Genomic DNA, 16,061 nt, shown 5'->3' with positions numbered 1-16,061 from the left:
GTCATGGCCCAGCCGAGATAGGCCCGCCGCTCGCCGGCCGGCAGGGTAAAATCGCGCCACTATGAATTGGCCTGCTTTCAAGGAAAAAATCGATCTCTACGAAAAGCTGATGCGGCTCGACAAGCCGATCGGCATTCTGTTGCTGCTCTGGCCGACGCTGTGGGCGCTGTGGTTGTCGGCGCTTGGCCGGCCAAACTGGATCGTCGTGTGGATCTTCTGCCTCGGTACCGTGCTGATGCGCTCGGCCGGTTGCGTCATCAACGACTATGCCGACCGCGATTTCGACAAGCACGTCGAGCGTACCAAGGAACGCCCGCTGACCGCCGGGCGGGTGACGACCAAGGAGGCGTTGGCGCTGTTCGCCGTGCTTTGCCTCTGTTCCTTCGCGCTGGTGCTGGCGCTGGGCAATACGCTGGTGATCTGGCTTTCCGTGCCGGCGGTTTTCCTGGCGGCAAGCTACCCGTTCACCAAGCGCTTTTTCGCCATTCCACAGGCCTACCTCGGCATCGCCTTCGGCTTTGGTATCCCGATGGCCTATGCGGCGCATCTCGACTCGGTACCGGGCGAGGCGTGGTGGCTGTTGCTGGCCAATGTGTTCTGGGCGGTGGCCTACGACACCGAGTACGCCATGGTGGATCGCGATGATGACCTGAAGATCGGCATCAAGACTTCGGCCATCACCTTTGGGCGTTTCGATGTGGTGGCGGTGATGGCCTGCTACGCAGTGACGCTGGCCATCATTGGCTGGATCGGCTGGACGCTGAACATGGGGATCGCCTTCTTCGCCGGCCTGGCGGTCGCCGCCGGGATCATGGGCGTGCATTACACCTGGATTCGCGGCCGCGAGCGCATGGCCTGCTTCAAGGCCTTCCTGCACAACAACTGGGTTGGTGCCGCCATCTTTGTTGGTATCGTCGTCGACTTTCTGATCAGTAACCGGGGGGTCTGATGCGCGCCTTGGTTTTTGCCCTTTTTGCTCTGTGCACCGCAGCAGTCGCCGAGGATGCGCGCCAACTGGCCCCTTTGCCGCCGGCGGCGCAGGAGGCGTTGCGTGAGGAAATGCTCGGCAACGTCGCCGCGCTCAATGAAATCCTGTCGCTGGTCGCGGCCGAAAAATGGCAGGAGGCCGGCGAGGTGGCCGAAGCCAAGCTGGGCAAGTCGGCTATGGGCAAACACCGCAGCAAGCCCTTCGAGGCCCGCCCCGGCCCACACATGCCGCCCGCCATGCACGGCATCGGCATGGACGGCCACCAGGCCTCGAGCGATTTCGCCGCCGCCGCCAAGGCCGGCGACCGCGCCAAGGCGATGGCCTTGCTGCCCAACCTGACGGGCGCTTGCGTCGCCTGCCACTATTCCTACCGAATCCGATGAAATACCACGATCTGCGCGACTTCATGTCGCAACTGGAAAAGAGCGGCGAGCTGAAGCGCATCGCCGTTCCGGTCGACACCCATCTCGAAATGACCGAGATCGGCGACCGCATACTGCGCGCCGGCGGCCCGGCCTTGTTGTTCGAAAACGCCAGGACCGGCGAGCGCCGGCACGACATGCCGGTGCTGACCAACCTGTTCGGCACGCCGAAGCGTGTGGCGCTGGGCATGGGCGAGGAATCTGTGCAGGCATTGCGCGAAGTCGGCAAGCTGCTCGCTTTTTTGAAGGAGCCCGAGCCGCCCAAGGGGCTGAAAGATGCCTGGGAAAAGCTGCCGGTGTTGAAGCAGGTGCTCAACATGGCGCCGAAGAAGGTGTCTTCGGCGCCGTGTCAGGAGATCGTCTGGGAAGGCAAGGACGTCGATCTGGCCAGGCTACCGATCCAGCACTGCTGGCCGGGCGACATCGCGCCGCTGATCACCTGGGGCCTGGTGGTGACGCGCGGGCCGCACAAGAATCGCCAGAATCTCGGCATCTATCGCCAGCAGGTCCTGGGGCCGAACAAGGTCATCATGCGCTGGCTGGCACATCGCGGCGGCGCGCTGGATTTTCGTGAGCACCAGCTGGCCAACCCCGGTCAGCCATTCCCGGTGGCCGTGGTGCTTGGTTGCGACCCGGCAACCATCCTCGGCGCCGTGACGCCGGTGCCCGATTCGCTGTCCGAATACCAGTTCGCCGGCCTCTTGCGCGGCGGCAAGACCGAGCTGACGCAATGCCTCGGTTCGACCCTGCAGGTGCCGGCCTCGGCCGAAATCGTGCTTGAAGGGGTGATCCACCCCGGCGAAATGGCGCTCGAAGGGCCGTACGGCGACCACACCGGCTACTACAACGAGCAGGCCGAATTCCCGGTATTCACCATCGAGCGCATCACCATGCGCCAGAACCCGATCTACCACAGCACCTACACCGGCAAGCCGCCCGACGAGCCGGCGGTGCTTGGCGTGGCGCTGAACGAAGTGTTCGTGCCGCTGTTGCAGAAGCAGTATCCGGAAATCGTCGATTTCTATCTGCCGCCGGAAGGCTGCTCGTACCGCATGGCCATCGTCAGCATCAAGAAGGCCTACCCCGGCCACGCCAAGCGCATCATGTTCGGCATCTGGTCCTTCCTGCGACAGTTCATGTACACCAAGACTATCGTCGTGGTCGATGACGACATCGACATCCGCGACTGGAAGGAAGTGATCTGGGCGATGACCACGCGCTTCGACGCCGTGCGCGATACCACGCTGGTCGACAACACGCCGATTGATTACCTCGACTTCGCCAGCCCGGTCGCCGGTCTCGGTTCCAAGATGGGTATCGACGCCACCAACAAGTGGCCGGGCGAAACGACGCGTGAATGGGGAACGCCCATTGTCATGGATGCCGCCGTGAAGCAGCGCGTCGATCGCCTGTGGGGCGAGCTGGGGCTATGAGCCTGCGCGTTGCGGCGGTCGATCTGCACGACCCTGCGCAGGCGGCCGCTTGGCTGGATCTTCTCGACCACTACGCGCAGGACCCGATGGGCGGCGGCACGGGCCTCTCCGCTTACGCCAAGGTCAATCTCGTGCGCGAACTGGCCGATCTGCCCACCTTCCACGGTGCACTGGCTTTTTCGGGCAAAAATGCGGTCGGCCTGATCAACTGCTTTGCCGGCTTCTCCACCTTTGCCGCCAAGCCTTTGCTGAACATCCACGACATCGTGACGCACGCCGAGGTGCGCGGCCAGGGCATCGGACAGGCCTTGCTCGGCTGGGCCGAACAGCGGGCGCGAGAGATCGGCTGCTGCAAGCTGACGCTGGAAGTGTTGTCCAACAACACGCGGGCCTTGGCCTCCTACGAGCGCGCCGGTTTTGCGCCTTACGTGCTCGACCCGCAGGCCGGGCACGCCCTTTTCCTGCAAAAGTATCTCGACTGACGGGCCTCAGTTGCCCATGTATCGGCCGGCCTTGTGGTTGACTGCGATGACCAGATTGAGCGCCAGTGCGCCGACAATCGACAGGCCGACGCTGACCGGATCGCGCACGAAGATGGCGGCGCCCAGGATCAGGCAGTCGGCCGCCATCTGCAGCTTGCCGGCACGCCAGCCGCGCGTGTTCTGCAAATGGATCACCAGGATACCTAAACCCCCCAGGCTGGATTTGTGGCGAATCAGCATCAGCAGGCTGATGCCGGCCAGGAAGCCGCCCATGATGGCGGCGAACAAGCGATCCAGGCTGGCAAAGCTGACCAGTTTGGGCAGCCACTCCGAGTAGATCGACAGCAGGCTCACCGCGATGAAGGTCTTGAGGGTGAATGCCTTGCCCATGGCGCGCAGTGCCAGCGCGTAGAAGGGCACGTTGATGGCGAAGAGCACCGGCCCCAGCGCCCAGCCGCTGGCGTAATGGATCAGGAAGGCGATGCCGACCGTACCGCCGGTGAGTAGCCCTGCCTCGCGGAAGAGCAGTACCGTGAAGGCGAAAAACAGCGGGGCGACGAGCAGGGATTGCGCATCCTCGAACAGGCTGTGGCTGGTAGAGCGATCCGACATCTTTAGCGCTTCGTCGTTCACGCCAGCAGGTTGCCCAGCTTGGCCACTGCTACGGTCAGGGCGCCGAGGCAGAGATTGATCAGCACCAGTTGGCGAATGCGATTCATCGCCGCGCCGCCGGTCGGCCAGTCGCTCGCCTCGACCGCCTCGCTCAGGGCGCGGTAATGCACGTAGCGAATGACAGCGAAGATCACGGTCATGACCAGACCAATGGCCATCATCAGGTGCCAATGCCACGGCGCCTGGCCGGTGCCGGCGGAGTGCAGCAGGGCAAATCCGGAAAGCAGGATGGCGACGATGGCCAGCGATACCGCCGCGAAGAAGCGCCCAAGCACGCCGGCCAGCAGCGGCAGGCGCTGCGGTGGCTGCAGTTGCGCTGCGGCGACCGGACGCAGGCAGAAATGGGCGAAGAACATGCCGCCGACCCAGACGACGACGCCGGCGAGGTGGAGGAAAAGCAGGGTGGAGTGCATGATTTTTATTGGGCGTGTTGGGGTAGGGCGATTTTGCCTGAGAAATATATTTTTGCCTGACTGGCCACCGCGGGATGCCGTGTTGTTTCGAAGTGCCTTGGCTGCTCGGCGAGGTCGGCCCGATTCATCGTCCGCTATCGGATGCGACCTAGACCACTACTATCTGTAGTAGCGATGCAGTACGGCGAGCGAGCGGCTGTAGCTGTGGTGAATCTGCGCTTCGTCGTAGCGATGTTCGGCGCCGATCGGGCAGGCCTGGCGCGCCAGGCAGCCGTGGGCACAGGCAGATTCGGGGCGCAGCCGGTAGCGGCTGCAGGTTTCCAGGTTGAATTGGCCGCCGGCCAGCGCCTTGGCCGGGCAGGCGGCGATGCAAGGCGAGTTTGGGCAACTCGAACAGGGACTGCTGCGGTGCACTGCCTCGGAAGGGCAAAAATCAGTGTCGGCGACGACGACGGCGCGATAGGCATACCAGCTGCCCCATTCCGGATCGACCCCGACCATGAAGGGCGAAGGTGAATGCCAGCCAGCGAGCTGGCCAAGGGCCTGCAGGCCGATGGGGGAGTCGCCGGGGTAGAGGATGCGGTAGCGCTGGTTCGGCGCATGGGCAGCGAACCAGCGTTGCAAGGTGGCGACCGTGTAGTCGTCGATCGGATCGGGGCCGGGCAGTTGGGCGGCCTGCACGCACTCCCAAAGGCGGCGGCCGCCGTGGCCGACCAGGATCAATTGCCGTTCGCCGGGTTCAAGCTCAAGGCGGCTGACGATGTCGTCCGGCAGGGCGGCGAGATCGAAGACATGCTGGCGGTTCAGGCCGGCGGCAGCGAGTACGGCGGTCGGTAGCGGTGGGCGCTCACTCATTGGCCAGCGACGGTGCTTTCTCGCCGACACGGCGTTGGGCGACCCAGACAAGCAGGGCGTCGATGGCTGCACTGCCGAGCGCAGAGCGCGGGTGGTTGATCAGGAAGACGACGGCGTAGCGCCGGCCTTGTGCGTCCAGCGCGTAGCCGGCGGCGGTCTTCACGCTGTCCAGCGTGCCGGTCTTGATGTGGGCGCGGCCGGTGGCCGAGGAGCCGTTTAGGCGCTTCTTCATCGTGCCGTCGATGCCGACGATGGGCATGCTGGAGACGAACTCCGGCATCACCGGGTTGAGCCAGGCGTCCAGCAGCAACTGGTTCAGGCTGCCGGCGCTGATCCGTTCGCTGCGCGACAAGCCGGAGCCGTTGTCGAGCACCAGTTCGGAAAAACGCAGGCCGCGTCCGGCCAGCCAGTCGCTCACGCGCTGACGGGCACGCTCGGCGGTGGCCGGTGCGCTGTCATTGCCCAGGGTCAGGAAAACCTGGCGAGCCATGACGTTGTTCGAGAACTTGTTGATGTCGCGCACGATGTCGGCCAGCGGGGCCGAGTCGGTTTGCGTCAGCAGCATGGCGCCGGCCGGCACGTTGCCGCTGCGCACCTGGCCGGCCAGCGTCCCGCCCAGTTCCTTCCACAAGGCGCGGATCAGGCCGCCGGCCTGACCATCGGCCGGCAAGGGGGCGAGGTTGAGCGTGCGCTCGCCGCACAAGGGCGAGTAAGTGCCGGTGAACTCGAGACGCTGGCCGCCGGCTTCCGGAATCAGCCGGGTTTCGATGCGATCCTTCCAGTCGCTGCCGCACTGGCCGTCGCCCGGGCGCAGGCGATTGTCGACGCGCAGGCCATCGCTCGGCGTCTCCATCAATACTTTGGGTTGGCCGTTGCCAGGCTGCAGGCTGAATCGCAGGGCCTGGAAGTTGATCAGCAGGCCGTTCGGACCGACGTTGTACGGGCGCATCGGCTTGTCGTCGAAGGCGCCGGGGTCGATGGCCGGGACGTTGAAGGCGCTGCGGTCGAGCACGATGTCGCCTCCAATGTGCTGCACGCCGCGCGTGCGCGCCTGGCGGAGCAATGCCCACAGGTGTTCGATGGCGAAGCGCGGGTCGCCACTGCCCTTCAGGTACAAATTTCCGCTTAATACGCCGTCCACCGAAGCAGCATCGGTCCACGCCGTGGTTTTCCAGGTATAGGCCGGGCCCAGCAGGTCGAGTGCGGCGTAGGTGGTGACCAGTTTCATGACCGAGGCCGGGTTCATCGCCTGTGTGGCGCGGTGGGCGACCAGCGGCGTGGCGGCATCGACCGCTTGGACGACGACGGCGACGTTGGCGGCGGGGATCTGCGCCGCTTTCAGCGCTTTGAGCACTTCCGGCGGCAGGCCGTCGGCCAGCGCGCTGCGGGCAAAGAGGAAAAGGGCGAGGGCGGCGAGTCGTTTGGTCAGCATCGGCAAATGAAAAGGGAGGCCGTAGCCCCCCATTCTAAATGCGCGTCGGTGAGCTTCAGTTCGAAATCTTGAAGCGACCGATGATGCGGTTCAGGTAGCCGGCCGACTTGACCAGCGAATCGACGGCATTCTTGGCCTGGCTGGCGGCTTCCATGTTGTTGTCGACCAGTTCGGCGACGCGCTCCATGTTGTGTGCCACAGTTTCGCTGGCCATGGCCTGCTCGTTGGCGGCACTGGCGATATCGCGCGACATGCCGGTCACGTGCCGGCTGCTTTCCGTGATGCGGTTCAGGCCAGCGCCGCTCTCGCGGATCAGCGTGATGCCTTCCTCGACTTCCTTGACTGCGGCCTCCATCGAGCTGACGGCAGTGTCGGTCACCTGGCGGATTTCGGCGACGTTGTTGGAGATATCCGAGGTCGAGGTGGCGGTGCGTTCGGCCAGCTTGCGCACCTCGTCGGCAACGACGGCAAAACCGCGCCCGGCCTCGCCGGCCCGTGCCGCTTCGATGGCGGCGTTGAGGGCAAGCAGGTTGGTCTGGTCGGCGATTTCGCGGATGACCTTGGTGATGTCGCCGATCTTGGCGATGGCCTGGTTCAGTTCCTGGATGGTCTCGCTGGAGTGCTGCACGGCCTCGACGACACGGCCGGTGGCGGCCATGCTCTGGTTCATGCTGTCCTGTGCGGAGGAAACCTGGGTCTGCGCCTCGGTGGCGGCCTCCGCCGCCTCGTTGGCCGATTCGGCAACGCCGCGCACCGACTGGGCGAATTCCTCGGTCGCCGCGGCAACGCTGGCGGCGCGTTCGCGCTGCTGCTCGGATTGGTCGACGACGTTGGCCGTCTGCCATTCGACCTTGTGTGCATCCTGCTCGATCGATTGGCTGGCGGCGCGAATCTCGTCGAGCATGACCTTCAGGCTGACCTGCATGGCGGCCAGTTCGGTCAGCGCCTTGCCGGCTTCGTCGCGATGGGTGATGTCCACCTCGTCGGCCAGGTTGCCCTGGCCCATGCGGCTGAAGTGATGCACGATGCGCTGCATCTTGCCGCTCAACGAGCGGAGCAGCAGCCAGCCGCCCAGGGCGACGATCAAGGCTCCGATAATGCAGGCCGTGATGTTCAGGTTGACGATATGGTTGGAACGCTCCTGAGCGGTCTGGTAAGCCTTTTTGCCGCGTTCCGACATCTGTTGCTCAAGGGCTTCCGCATGATTGCTGACCTCCTTGAACAGCGGATTGACCTTGGTCAGTAACAGGAGCTGGGCTTTCTCGTAGTCGCCTTTTTGCAATGCCTCGATGCTTGGCGAGGTGCCTTCGCTGCGCAGGCGGTCGCGTGCCGCGAAGAAATCCTTGGCGGCCGGCAGCGGCTCAGCCCCGGCGGTGCCTTGTTCGTACTGCTTGATCAGTTCGGCGTTGAGCTGTCGGTTCTTGTCGATGGCGTCGAGATGCATCTGCAGGGGATGATCATGCAGCTTGCTCAGCGGATTGGCCGGGTTGTGCTGCAGGGCAAGCATCAGTTGTGCTCGGTTGTCGGCGATGCGGTCGATCATCTTGCCGACTGCCAGCGATGGCGTCATGTGCTTTTCGTAGGCGTCGGCCAGAGCCTGGTCGGACTGCTTGAGCCCTTGCGAACTGAGCAGGGCGACGCTGCCGAGAATCAGCAAGGTGCTGGCCAGCAGGGCACCCAGGCGAGCCTTCATGCTGATCCGTTTGTTTAGCGGCGGTGTCGTATTCAGCTTGGCGCCGCTGGCATTCAATTGCTTGTAGAGGGATTCGGCCTGGGCAACCGCCTGGCGCGATGGCTCGGAGCGGACCGACATGTAGCCGACGATCTTGTCGTCTTTCCGGATCGGTACGACGAAGGCTTCGACCCAGTAGTAGTCGCCATTCTTGCAGCGGTTCTTGACGAGACCTTTCCACGGGTAGCCTGACTTGACCGTGCGCCAGAGATCCTCGAAGGCCTGGGGCGGCATGTCGGGGTGGCGGACGATGTTGTGGTTCTGGCCTTTCAATTCTTCCCAGGTGAAGCCGGAGAGCTTGATGAAGACATCGTTGGCGTAAATGAGTGCGCCCTTGAGGTCAGTCTTCGAAACCAGGTATTGGCCTTTGGGGTAAGGCTGTTCGACGTTGGTGACAGGCAGGTTTTTTTTCATTCTATGGGGTTCCGAACGCTGGCGGGGCTCGGGGAAAAGAGTCTGTAATTAAACTTAGGTAAAGCGATTAAATAAATGTAAATCTATGCGTTTCGTGATAGTAGCATCGATATCAAGGGCGAATTGCGAAGGAATGTAAAACGCCGTCGCCCCGCTCGAACGACCGTCAGGCAGGGCTTTGGCCGCGTTCCGAAAGGCGATTTGGCGCGAGCACGGATGGTTGGCGACGACGAGAAGAAGGAAGCGACCGAAGATATTTACACCGGTCGACTTGAAATAGCGGGGGGGCGCCCCTATTATTAGCACTCACCGGGAGCGAGTGCTAACAGTTTGCCCCTTCCGGGCCCGCGCCTTCGGGCCGGCCAATTTCCAATTTGTTGTAAACACTTGATTAGGAGTCATCCTCATGAACATCCGTCCTTTGCACGACCGTGTGATCGTCAAGCGCGTCGAAGCCGAGCGCACCACCGCTTCCGGCATCGTCATCCCCGATTCCGCCGGCGAGAAGCCGGATCAGGGCGAAGTCCTGGCCGTCGGCCCGGGCAAGCGTGACGACAACGGCAAGCACATCGCTCTCGACGTCAAGGTCGGCGATCGTGTGCTGTTCGGCAAGTACGCCGGTCAGGCCGTCAAGGTCGATGGCCAGGAAGTTCTGGTCATGCGTGAAGAAGACATCATGGGTGTCCTGCAGAAGTAATTCTGTAGCCGACCTTCTCAACAGATAAATATCAGGAGCTATTAAATGGCAGCCAAAGAAGTCAAATTCGGTGATTCCGCCCGCGCCCGCATGGTCGAAGGCATCAACATCCTGGCCGACGCAGTCAAGGTCACCCTCGGTCCGAAGGGCCGCAACGTCGTGCTCGAGCGTTCCTTCGGCGGCCCGACCGTCACCAAGGACGGCGTTTCCGTCGCCAAGGAAATCGAACTGAAGGACAAGTTCGCCAACATGGGCGCCCAGATGGTCAAGGAAGTCGCTTCCAAGACCTCCGACATCGCCGGTGACGGCACCACCACCGCGACCGTGCTGGCCCAGGCCATCGTTCGCGAAGGCATGAAGTACGTGGCCGCCGGCATGAATCCGATGGACCTGAAGCGCGGTATCGACAAGGCTGTCGCCGCCACCATCGAAGAACTGAAGGGCATCTCCAAGCCCTGCACCACGACCAAGGAAATCGCCCAGGTCGGTTCCATCTCCGCCAACTCCGACGCTTCGATCGGCAACATCATCGCCGAAGCCATGGAGAAGGTCGGCAAGGAAGGCGTCATCACCGTTGAAGACGGCAAGTCCCTGAACAACGAACTCGACGTCGTCGAAGGCATGCAGTTCGACCGCGGCTACCTGTCCCCGTACTTCATCAACAACCCGGACAAGCAGATCGCCCTGCTCGACAACCCGTTCGTCCTGCTCTTCGACAAGAAGATCTCGAACATCCGTGACCTGCTGCCGGTTCTGGAACAAGTCGCCAAGGCTTCCCGTCCGCTGCTGATCATCGCCGAAGACGTCGATGGCGAAGCGCTGGCCACCCTGGTGGTGAACAACATCCGTGGCATCCTGAAGACCGTCGCCGTCAAGGCCCCGGGCTTCGGCGACCGTCGCAAGGCCATGCTGGAAGACATCGCCATCCTGACCGGCGGTACCGTCATCTCCGAAGAGACCGGTCTGTCCCTGGAAAAGGCCACCCTGAAGGATCTGGGCCAGGCCAAGCGTGTCGAAATCGCCAAGGAAAACACCACCATCATCGACGGTGCTGGCGATGCCGCTTCGATCGAAGCCCGCGTCAAGCAGATCCGCGTCCAGATCGAGGAAGCGACCTCCGATTACGACCGCGAAAAGCTGCAGGAGCGTGTTGCCAAGCTGGCTGGCGGCGTTGCCGTCATCAAGGTTGGCGCTGCCACCGAAGTCGAAATGAAGGAAAAGAAGGCACGCGTCGAAGACGCCCTGCACGCTACCCGTGCTGCCGTTGAAGAAGGCATCGTCGCCGGTGGCGGCGTCGCCCTGTTGCGTGCCCGTGCCAACATCGCCAAGCTGAAGGGCGACAACCATGACCAGGACGCCGGCATCAAGCTGATCCTGAAGGCCATGGAAGCTCCGCTGCGCGAAATCGTCGGCAACGCCGGCGACGAGCCGTCCGTCGTGGTTGACAAGGTCGTTCGCGGCAAGGGTAACTACGGTTACAACGCTGCTACCGGCGAATACGGCGACATGGTCGAAATGGGTGTTCTGGACCCGACCAAGGTTACCCGTACCGCCCTGCAGAACGCTGCTTCCGTTGCCGGCCTGATGCTGACGACCGAGTGCATGGTTGCCGAGCTGGCCGAAGACAAGCCGGCCATGCCCCCGATGGGCGGCATGGGCGACATGGGCGGCATGGGCATGGGTATGTAATACCCGCTCGAGCCTCTCAGCTCAACGAAGCCCCGCCTTGTGCGGGGCTTTTTCTTTGCTGCGGTGCACGTGGCAAAAAGGCGGTTTTTCAAATATGACGGAAACACGCCATTCACTTTTGTGAAACGGATTTCACACTGTAAGTTAGGTGTAAGTCCCGGTCCCTACATTAAGCTCCGCAGCAATGCCTCTATAACCAAAAGTCTGAGGAGCAAATCGATGCATAACGACACCTACGAGAAAATTCGGGCCAACCCGAAATACCAGCAATTGGTAAGCACTCGTAATAGCTACGGCTGGATCATGACGATCCTGATGCTGATTGTTTATTACGGATTTATCGCCCTGGTTGCCTTCAATAAGGCCTTCCTGGCAGCCCCCTTGGGCTCTACCGGCGTCACCACGGTGGGTATTCCCATTGGTGTGGGCGTGATCCTGTTCACGATCATCATTACCGGTATCTACGTCCGTCGCGCGAACACCGAGTTCGACGCGCTCAAGGAACAAATTATTCAGGAGGCCAAGTAATGCCGAATATCCTCAAGCAACTGGCAGGCGGTATCGCATTGCTAGCCGCCGTTGGCGCCGCGTATGCCGCGGGTGCCGACCTCGGTCAGGCTGAAAAGCAGGCAACCAACTGGACGGCCATCATCATGTTCGGCATCTTCGTTGCCGCAACGCTGTACATCACCAAGTGGGCTGCTTCCAAGACCAAGTCTGCGGCCGACTTCTACACCGCCGGCGGTGGCATCACCGGCTTCCAGAACGGTCTGGCCATCGCGGGTGACTACATGTCCGCCGCTTCCTTCCTCGGTATTTCCGCCGCGGTGATGGCCAACGGCTACGATGGCCTGATCTACTCGATCGGCTTCCTCGTCGGCTGGCCGATCATCACCTTCCTGATGGCGGAACGCCTGCGTAACCTCGGCAAGTTCACCTTCGCTGACGTTGCTGCCTACCGCTTCAAGCAGACCCCGATCCGCGCCTTTGCTGCTACCGGCACGCTGGTCGTCGTCGCCTTCTATCTGATCGCTCAGATGGTCGGTGCCGGTCAGCTGATCAAGCTGCTCTTCGGTCTGGAATACTGGATGGCTGTGGTCATCGTCGGCGTGCTGATGATGGTTTACGTGCTGTTCGGTGGTATGACCGCCACCACCTGGGTGCAGATCATCAAGGCCATCCTGCTGCTGGCTGGTGCTTCTTTCATGGCTTTCATGGTGCTGGCCAAGTTCGGCTTCAGCCCGGAAGCGATGTTCGCCAAGGCCGTTGAGATCAAGTCCGCCCTGGCCGGTAAGGAACTGGCTGCCGCTGCCATCAAGGCCGGCGCCGATCCGACGACCGTCGATGCTGCCGTTGCCGCCGATGCTGCCAAGAAGGGTCTGTCCATCATGGGCCCGGGTAACTTCGTGAAGGATCCGATCTCCGCCATCTCCTTCGGTATGGCCCTGATGTTTGGTACCGCCGGTCTGCCGCACATCCTGATGCGCTTCTTCACCGTGCCGTCCGCCAAGGAAGCCCGCAAGTCCGTGTTCTGGGCAACCACCTGGATCGGTTACTTCTACATTCTGACCTTCATCATCGGTTTCGGCGCCATCACCTTCGTGCTGACCGACCCGACCTTCCTGGACGCCAAGGGCGCTCTGAAGGGCGGCGGCAACATGGCTGCTATCCACCTGGCCAACGCTGTCGGCGGTAACGTCTTCCTCGGCTTCATCTCCGCGGTTGCTTTCGCCACCATCCTGGCTGTGGTTGCCGGTCTGACCCTGTCCGGTGCTTCCGCTGTGTCGCATGACCTGTACGCCACCGTGTTCAAGGAAGGCAAGGCCGATTCCGCCGCCGAACTGCGCGTTTCCCGTATCACCACCCTGGTGCTCGGTGTGATCGCTGTGGTTCTGGGTATCGCCTTCGAAAAGCAGAACATCGCCTTCATGGTGTCCCTGGCCTTCGCCATCGCCGCATCGGCCAACTTCCCGGTCCTCTTCATGTCCGTGCTGTGGAAGAACTGTACGACTCGTGGCGCCGTGATCGGTGGCTTCCTGGGTCTGATCTCCTCGGTTGGCCTGACCGTCGTTTCCCCGTCCATCTGGGAAGCCGTCATGGGTAATCCGAAGGGTTCCGCCTGGTTCCCCTACACCTCGCCGGCTCTGTTCTCCATGACCATCGGCTTCGTCGGTATCTGGTTGTTCTCCATCCTGGACAACAGCGAACAGGCTGCCAAGGAGCGTGCTCTGTACCTGGATCAGGAAACCCGTTCCGAAACCGGTGTTGGTGCCGCTGCTGCCAGCGCCCACTAATCAGTTCGACAAGGCCAAGTGCCAAAAGCCCGGGTCGCTCCCGGGCTTTTTTTCGTCTACGGTTTTTGCCCAAAACAGGCAGTGCACCGCAGCAGTCAGGTGGACTGAAAGTTACGGACGTGATTGTGCGCTGCGGCAAACGCAGGGCGGATAATTTGCTAGACTTGCGGAAGGGAAAAAGACGGTAGGGGGCTGCCTAGTGCAGGTTCAGGCCACCCCCTGAGTCGCAGCGTGAGCCGCAGACTCCAAAGACCATAAAAGGAGAACAGCCCGTTCAGAATAATGCGGCTGGCTTACAAAAATCTTACGCCGGGTAAGGAATAATTACCGAATGCGCATTCTTATCGCAGAAGACGATGCCATGATCGCGGACGGCTTGTCCCGTTCGCTGAAACAAGGGGGCTACGCCGTCGATTGGGCGCCCAATGGTCTGGAGGCTGATACTGCCTTGATGACCGTTTCTTACGATCTTTTGATCCTCGATCTCGGCTTGCCCAAGATGCCGGGCCTGGAAGTACTGAAACGACTGCGCGCTCGAAATTCCCAGTTGCCGGTGTTGATCCTGACTGCGCTCGACGGTACTGGCGACCGCGTCAAGGGGCTCGATCTCGGGGCGGACGACTACATGGTCAAGCCCTTCGAGCTGGCCGAACTCGAGGCGCGCGTGCGCGCCCTGACCCGTCGCTCGGCTGGAACCTCCCCGACCATCCAGTGCGGCGCCTTGTCTTACGATCAGGTCGGTCGCGTCGCCCAATTGCAGGGGCAGGCGCTCGATCTGTCAGCGCGCGAAATCGGCTTGCTGGAAGTGCTGCTGTCGCGCATGGGGCGTCTGGTCAGCAAGGATCAGCTGGTCGATCACCTGTGCGGCTGGGGCGAGGAAGTCAGCCATAACGCTATTGAGGTCTATGTACATCGTCTGCGCAAGAAGCTGGAGCCGGGCGGCGTGAAGATCGCGACCGTACGCGGCCTGGGATATTGCCTTGAGCGCCCGCAAGGCGACTAATCCCGGCGCCGCGACATCCGAGACCGAGCGCTCGCTTTTCGGCGAGATTCTCGACTGGATGCTGGCGCCGTTGTTGTTCGTCTGGCCGCTTTCCATCGCTTTCACGCACTACTTCGCCAACAACGTCGCCAACTTTCCTTACGACCAGGCCTTGCGCGAGCACGTCGCGGCCATCGCGCGCCAGGTCAAGCTGGTCAATGGCCGGCCGGTACTCAGCCTGCCCGCCTCGGCGCGTGCCCTGCTTCGGGCCGATGAAACGGATAGCGTCTATTTCCACGTCGTGATGCCGAACGGCAAGTTGCTGGCCGGCGACAAGGATCTGCCGATGCCTGAGGGCACGCCACAGGCTGAAGAAGTGCCGAGCGAAATCTACATGCGGGATGCCGACTTCAACGGCCAGGACCTGCGTATCGCCTACATGTATCTGGCCGAGGCCGATATGCCGCGCACGACCTGGGTATTGATCGAGGTCGGCGAGACTACGGAAAAGCGGACACAGTTGGCCAACAAGATCGTGGCTAGCGTGATCCTGCCGCAGTTCATCATCATTCCGTTGGCCGTCATGCTGGTGTGGTTCGGCCTGTCGCGTGGCTTGCGTCCGCTGACCCGGCTGCGGACGACCATTGAAGCGCGCGACCCCGGCGATCTGTCGCCAATCGCCACCCGACGCGTACCGGAAGAACTGGAGCCCCTGGTCGAGGCGTTCAATGCGATGCTGGAGCGCATGAAGCGCAGCGTCGAGGCGCAGCAACGCTTTGTCGCTGATGCGGCGCACCAGATGCGTACGCCGCTCACCGGCCTGAAAACCCAAGCTCAATTCGCCATTCGCGAAAAAGACCCGGAGGCGCTACGGCATGCCCTGCGTCAGATTGCTTCGGGTGTTGACCGGGCAGGGCGCCTGGTCAATCAGTTGCTGACCCTGGCCCGTACTGAGGGTGGAGAGTTGGCCCAGCAGCAGCATAAACCGCTCGACCTCGCTCAGTTGATGCGCGAGGTGGTCGAAGACTGGGTGATGATGGCGATCGACAAGGGGATCGACCTCGGCTTCGAAGCCGAAGGCTCGGCGGTGATCAGCGGTAACCCATTCCTGCTGCGCGAATTGGCGAAAAACCTGATCGACAACGCCATTCGTTACACGCCGGCTCCTGGCCACGTGACCTGTCGCTTGTTGGTCAACCCGGTCACGGTGCTGCTCGAAATCGAAGATGATGGGATTGGCATCAGCGAGGAGCAATCCGAATTGGTCTTCGAGCGCTTCTATCGGGTCGATGACGCTACCACCGAAGGCAGCGGCCTCGGTCTGGCCATCGTCCAGGAAATCGCCACGCAGCACAATGCACATGCCAGCCTGCGCCCAAATCCGAAGGGGAGAGGGGCCGTTGCTCGCGTCCTCTTCCCGGCCTGGCATCCGCCAGAAGAGCAGCAACCGCCGCCGGACGACTACTCCGAGCTCTACCGTCAAACCCCGCCGATCGGCAGTTGATGAGCGAAGCGATCTCTCGAAAAATCGCTTTTCCAGTTGCGTACCCCGGCTT

The 16,061-nt window shown here is 62.1% G+C and carries 15 protein-coding genes; 10 read left to right on the top strand and 5 right to left on the bottom strand.

All coding sequences use genetic code 11. The features are described 5' to 3' along the window. The first annotated feature begins 61 nt into the window (after positions 1-61). From ubiA to WIF35_RS09895, 4 genes are read left to right on the top strand one after another with little or no spacing between them, the layout of a single operon-like run. Positions 62-949: a 4-hydroxybenzoate octaprenyltransferase gene (ubiA, locus tag WIF35_RS09910; protein WP_412478062.1), complete on the top strand. Its 888-nt coding sequence runs from the start codon at positions 62-64 to the stop codon at positions 947-949. After that, positions 949-1,371, top strand: a complete 423-nt coding sequence (locus WIF35_RS09905; protein WP_412478061.1) for a cytochrome C — start codon at positions 949-951, stop codon at positions 1,369-1,371. Before ubiA ends, WIF35_RS09905 begins: the two co-directional genes overlap by 1 nt. Next, the gene (gene ubiD, locus WIF35_RS09900; protein WP_412478060.1) at positions 1,368-2,843 is read left to right on the top strand and encodes a 4-hydroxy-3-polyprenylbenzoate decarboxylase; all 1,476 of its coding nucleotides are present in this window, start codon (positions 1,368-1,370) and stop codon (positions 2,841-2,843) included. Before WIF35_RS09905 ends, ubiD begins: the two co-directional genes overlap by 4 nt. Continuing rightward, positions 2,840-3,325, top strand: coding sequence for a GNAT family N-acetyltransferase (locus WIF35_RS09895; RefSeq protein ID WP_412478059.1), 486 nt, complete (start codon positions 2,840-2,842; stop codon positions 3,323-3,325). The genes ubiD and WIF35_RS09895 overlap by 4 nt, the downstream gene beginning before the upstream one ends. A 6-nt stretch (positions 3,326-3,331) precedes the next feature. On the opposite strand, the gene WIF35_RS09890 is transcribed toward WIF35_RS09895, so the two are convergent. The 5 genes from WIF35_RS09890 to WIF35_RS09870 form a co-directional block, all read right to left on the bottom strand. Further along, a complete protein-coding gene (locus tag WIF35_RS09890) occupies positions 3,332-3,937 on the bottom strand; it encodes a YitT family protein (RefSeq protein ID WP_412478058.1) in 606 nt (201 codons plus the stop codon). 17 nt (positions 3,938-3,954) lie between these two features. After that, the gene (locus WIF35_RS09885) at positions 3,955-4,410 is read right to left on the bottom strand and encodes a DUF4149 domain-containing protein (protein ID WP_412478057.1); all 456 of its coding nucleotides are present in this window, start codon (positions 4,408-4,410) and stop codon (positions 3,955-3,957) included. 159 nt (positions 4,411-4,569) lie between these two features. Then, a complete protein-coding gene (locus tag WIF35_RS09880; RefSeq protein WP_412478056.1) occupies positions 4,570-5,265 on the bottom strand; it encodes a hypothetical protein in 696 nt (231 codons plus the stop codon). Then, entirely contained in the window at positions 5,258-6,697 is a 1,440-nt protein-coding gene (dacB, locus tag WIF35_RS09875; protein WP_412478055.1) for a D-alanyl-D-alanine carboxypeptidase/D-alanyl-D-alanine-endopeptidase, read from the bottom strand. Before dacB ends, WIF35_RS09880 begins: the two co-directional genes overlap by 8 nt. A gap of 55 nt (positions 6,698-6,752) precedes the next feature. Further along, positions 6,753-8,843 (bottom strand): methyl-accepting chemotaxis protein, encoded by a 2,091-nt coding sequence (locus WIF35_RS09870; RefSeq protein ID WP_412478054.1) that lies wholly within the window; start codon positions 8,841-8,843, stop codon positions 6,753-6,755. A 406-nt stretch (positions 8,844-9,249) separates the two neighbouring features. On the opposite strand from WIF35_RS09870, the gene WIF35_RS09865 reads away from it, so the two are divergent. The 6 genes from WIF35_RS09865 (at position 9,250) to WIF35_RS09840 (ending at position 16,009) form a co-directional block, all read left to right on the top strand. Beyond that, on the top strand, positions 9,250-9,540 hold the full coding sequence (locus WIF35_RS09865; RefSeq protein WP_374278734.1) for a co-chaperone GroES: 291 nt from the start codon (positions 9,250-9,252) through the stop codon (positions 9,538-9,540). A 45-nt stretch (positions 9,541-9,585) separates the two neighbouring features. Then, on the top strand, positions 9,586-11,229 hold the full coding sequence (groL, locus tag WIF35_RS09860) for a chaperonin GroEL (protein ID WP_027456623.1): 1,644 nt from the start codon (positions 9,586-9,588) through the stop codon (positions 11,227-11,229). A gap of 219 nt (positions 11,230-11,448) precedes the next feature. Next, complete coding sequence (locus WIF35_RS09855) at positions 11,449-11,757, top strand: DUF485 domain-containing protein (RefSeq protein WP_412478053.1); 309 nt, start codon at positions 11,449-11,451, stop codon at positions 11,755-11,757. Next, positions 11,757-13,523, top strand: coding sequence for a cation acetate symporter (locus WIF35_RS09850; RefSeq protein WP_412478052.1), 1,767 nt, complete (start codon positions 11,757-11,759; stop codon positions 13,521-13,523). The genes WIF35_RS09855 and WIF35_RS09850 overlap by 1 nt, the downstream gene beginning before the upstream one ends. Positions 13,524-13,854: 331 nt before the next feature. Beyond that, complete coding sequence (locus tag WIF35_RS09845; protein WP_412478051.1) at positions 13,855-14,526, top strand: response regulator; 672 nt, start codon at positions 13,855-13,857, stop codon at positions 14,524-14,526. Then, positions 14,504-16,009, top strand: coding sequence for a sensor histidine kinase N-terminal domain-containing protein (locus WIF35_RS09840; protein WP_412478050.1), 1,506 nt, complete (start codon positions 14,504-14,506; stop codon positions 16,007-16,009). The genes WIF35_RS09845 and WIF35_RS09840 overlap by 23 nt, the downstream gene beginning before the upstream one ends. Positions 16,010-16,061: the final 52 nt, after the last annotated feature.

This window comes from Azonexus sp. IMCC34839 (assembly GCF_047047955.1).
In the GTDB taxonomy this organism is placed as follows: domain Bacteria; phylum Pseudomonadota; class Gammaproteobacteria; order Burkholderiales; family Rhodocyclaceae; genus Azonexus.
The sequence above is the reverse complement of the archived record's forward strand: the minus strand, read 5'-3'. Positions and strand labels throughout refer to the sequence as shown.

Coding starts and splice junctions, on each gene's coding strand:
- ubiA (WP_412478062.1), top strand. CDS start 62: ATGAATTGGCCTGCTTTCAAGGAAAAAATCGATCTCTACGAAAAGCTG.
- WIF35_RS09905 (WP_412478061.1), top strand. CDS start 949: ATGCGCGCCTTGGTTTTTGCCCTTTTTGCTCTGTGCACCGCAGCAGTC.
- ubiD (WP_412478060.1), top strand. CDS start 1,368: ATGAAATACCACGATCTGCGCGACTTCATGTCGCAACTGGAAAAGAGC.
- WIF35_RS09895 (WP_412478059.1), top strand. CDS start 2,840: ATGAGCCTGCGCGTTGCGGCGGTCGATCTGCACGACCCTGCGCAGGCG.
- WIF35_RS09890 (WP_412478058.1), bottom strand. CDS start 3,937: ATGTCGGATCGCTCTACCAGCCACAGCCTGTTCGAGGATGCGCAATCC.
- WIF35_RS09885 (WP_412478057.1), bottom strand. CDS start 4,410: ATGCACTCCACCCTGCTTTTCCTCCACCTCGCCGGCGTCGTCGTCTGG.
- WIF35_RS09880 (WP_412478056.1), bottom strand. CDS start 5,265: ATGAGTGAGCGCCCACCGCTACCGACCGCCGTACTCGCTGCCGCCGGC.
- dacB (WP_412478055.1), bottom strand. CDS start 6,697: ATGCTGACCAAACGACTCGCCGCCCTCGCCCTTTTCCTCTTTGCCCGC.
- WIF35_RS09870 (WP_412478054.1), bottom strand. CDS start 8,843: ATGAAAAAAAACCTGCCTGTCACCAACGTCGAACAGCCTTACCCCAAA.
- WIF35_RS09865 (WP_374278734.1), top strand. CDS start 9,250: ATGAACATCCGTCCTTTGCACGACCGTGTGATCGTCAAGCGCGTCGAA.
- groL (WP_027456623.1), top strand. CDS start 9,586: ATGGCAGCCAAAGAAGTCAAATTCGGTGATTCCGCCCGCGCCCGCATG.
- WIF35_RS09855 (WP_412478053.1), top strand. CDS start 11,449: ATGCATAACGACACCTACGAGAAAATTCGGGCCAACCCGAAATACCAG.
- WIF35_RS09850 (WP_412478052.1), top strand. CDS start 11,757: ATGCCGAATATCCTCAAGCAACTGGCAGGCGGTATCGCATTGCTAGCC.
- WIF35_RS09845 (WP_412478051.1), top strand. CDS start 13,855: ATGCGCATTCTTATCGCAGAAGACGATGCCATGATCGCGGACGGCTTG.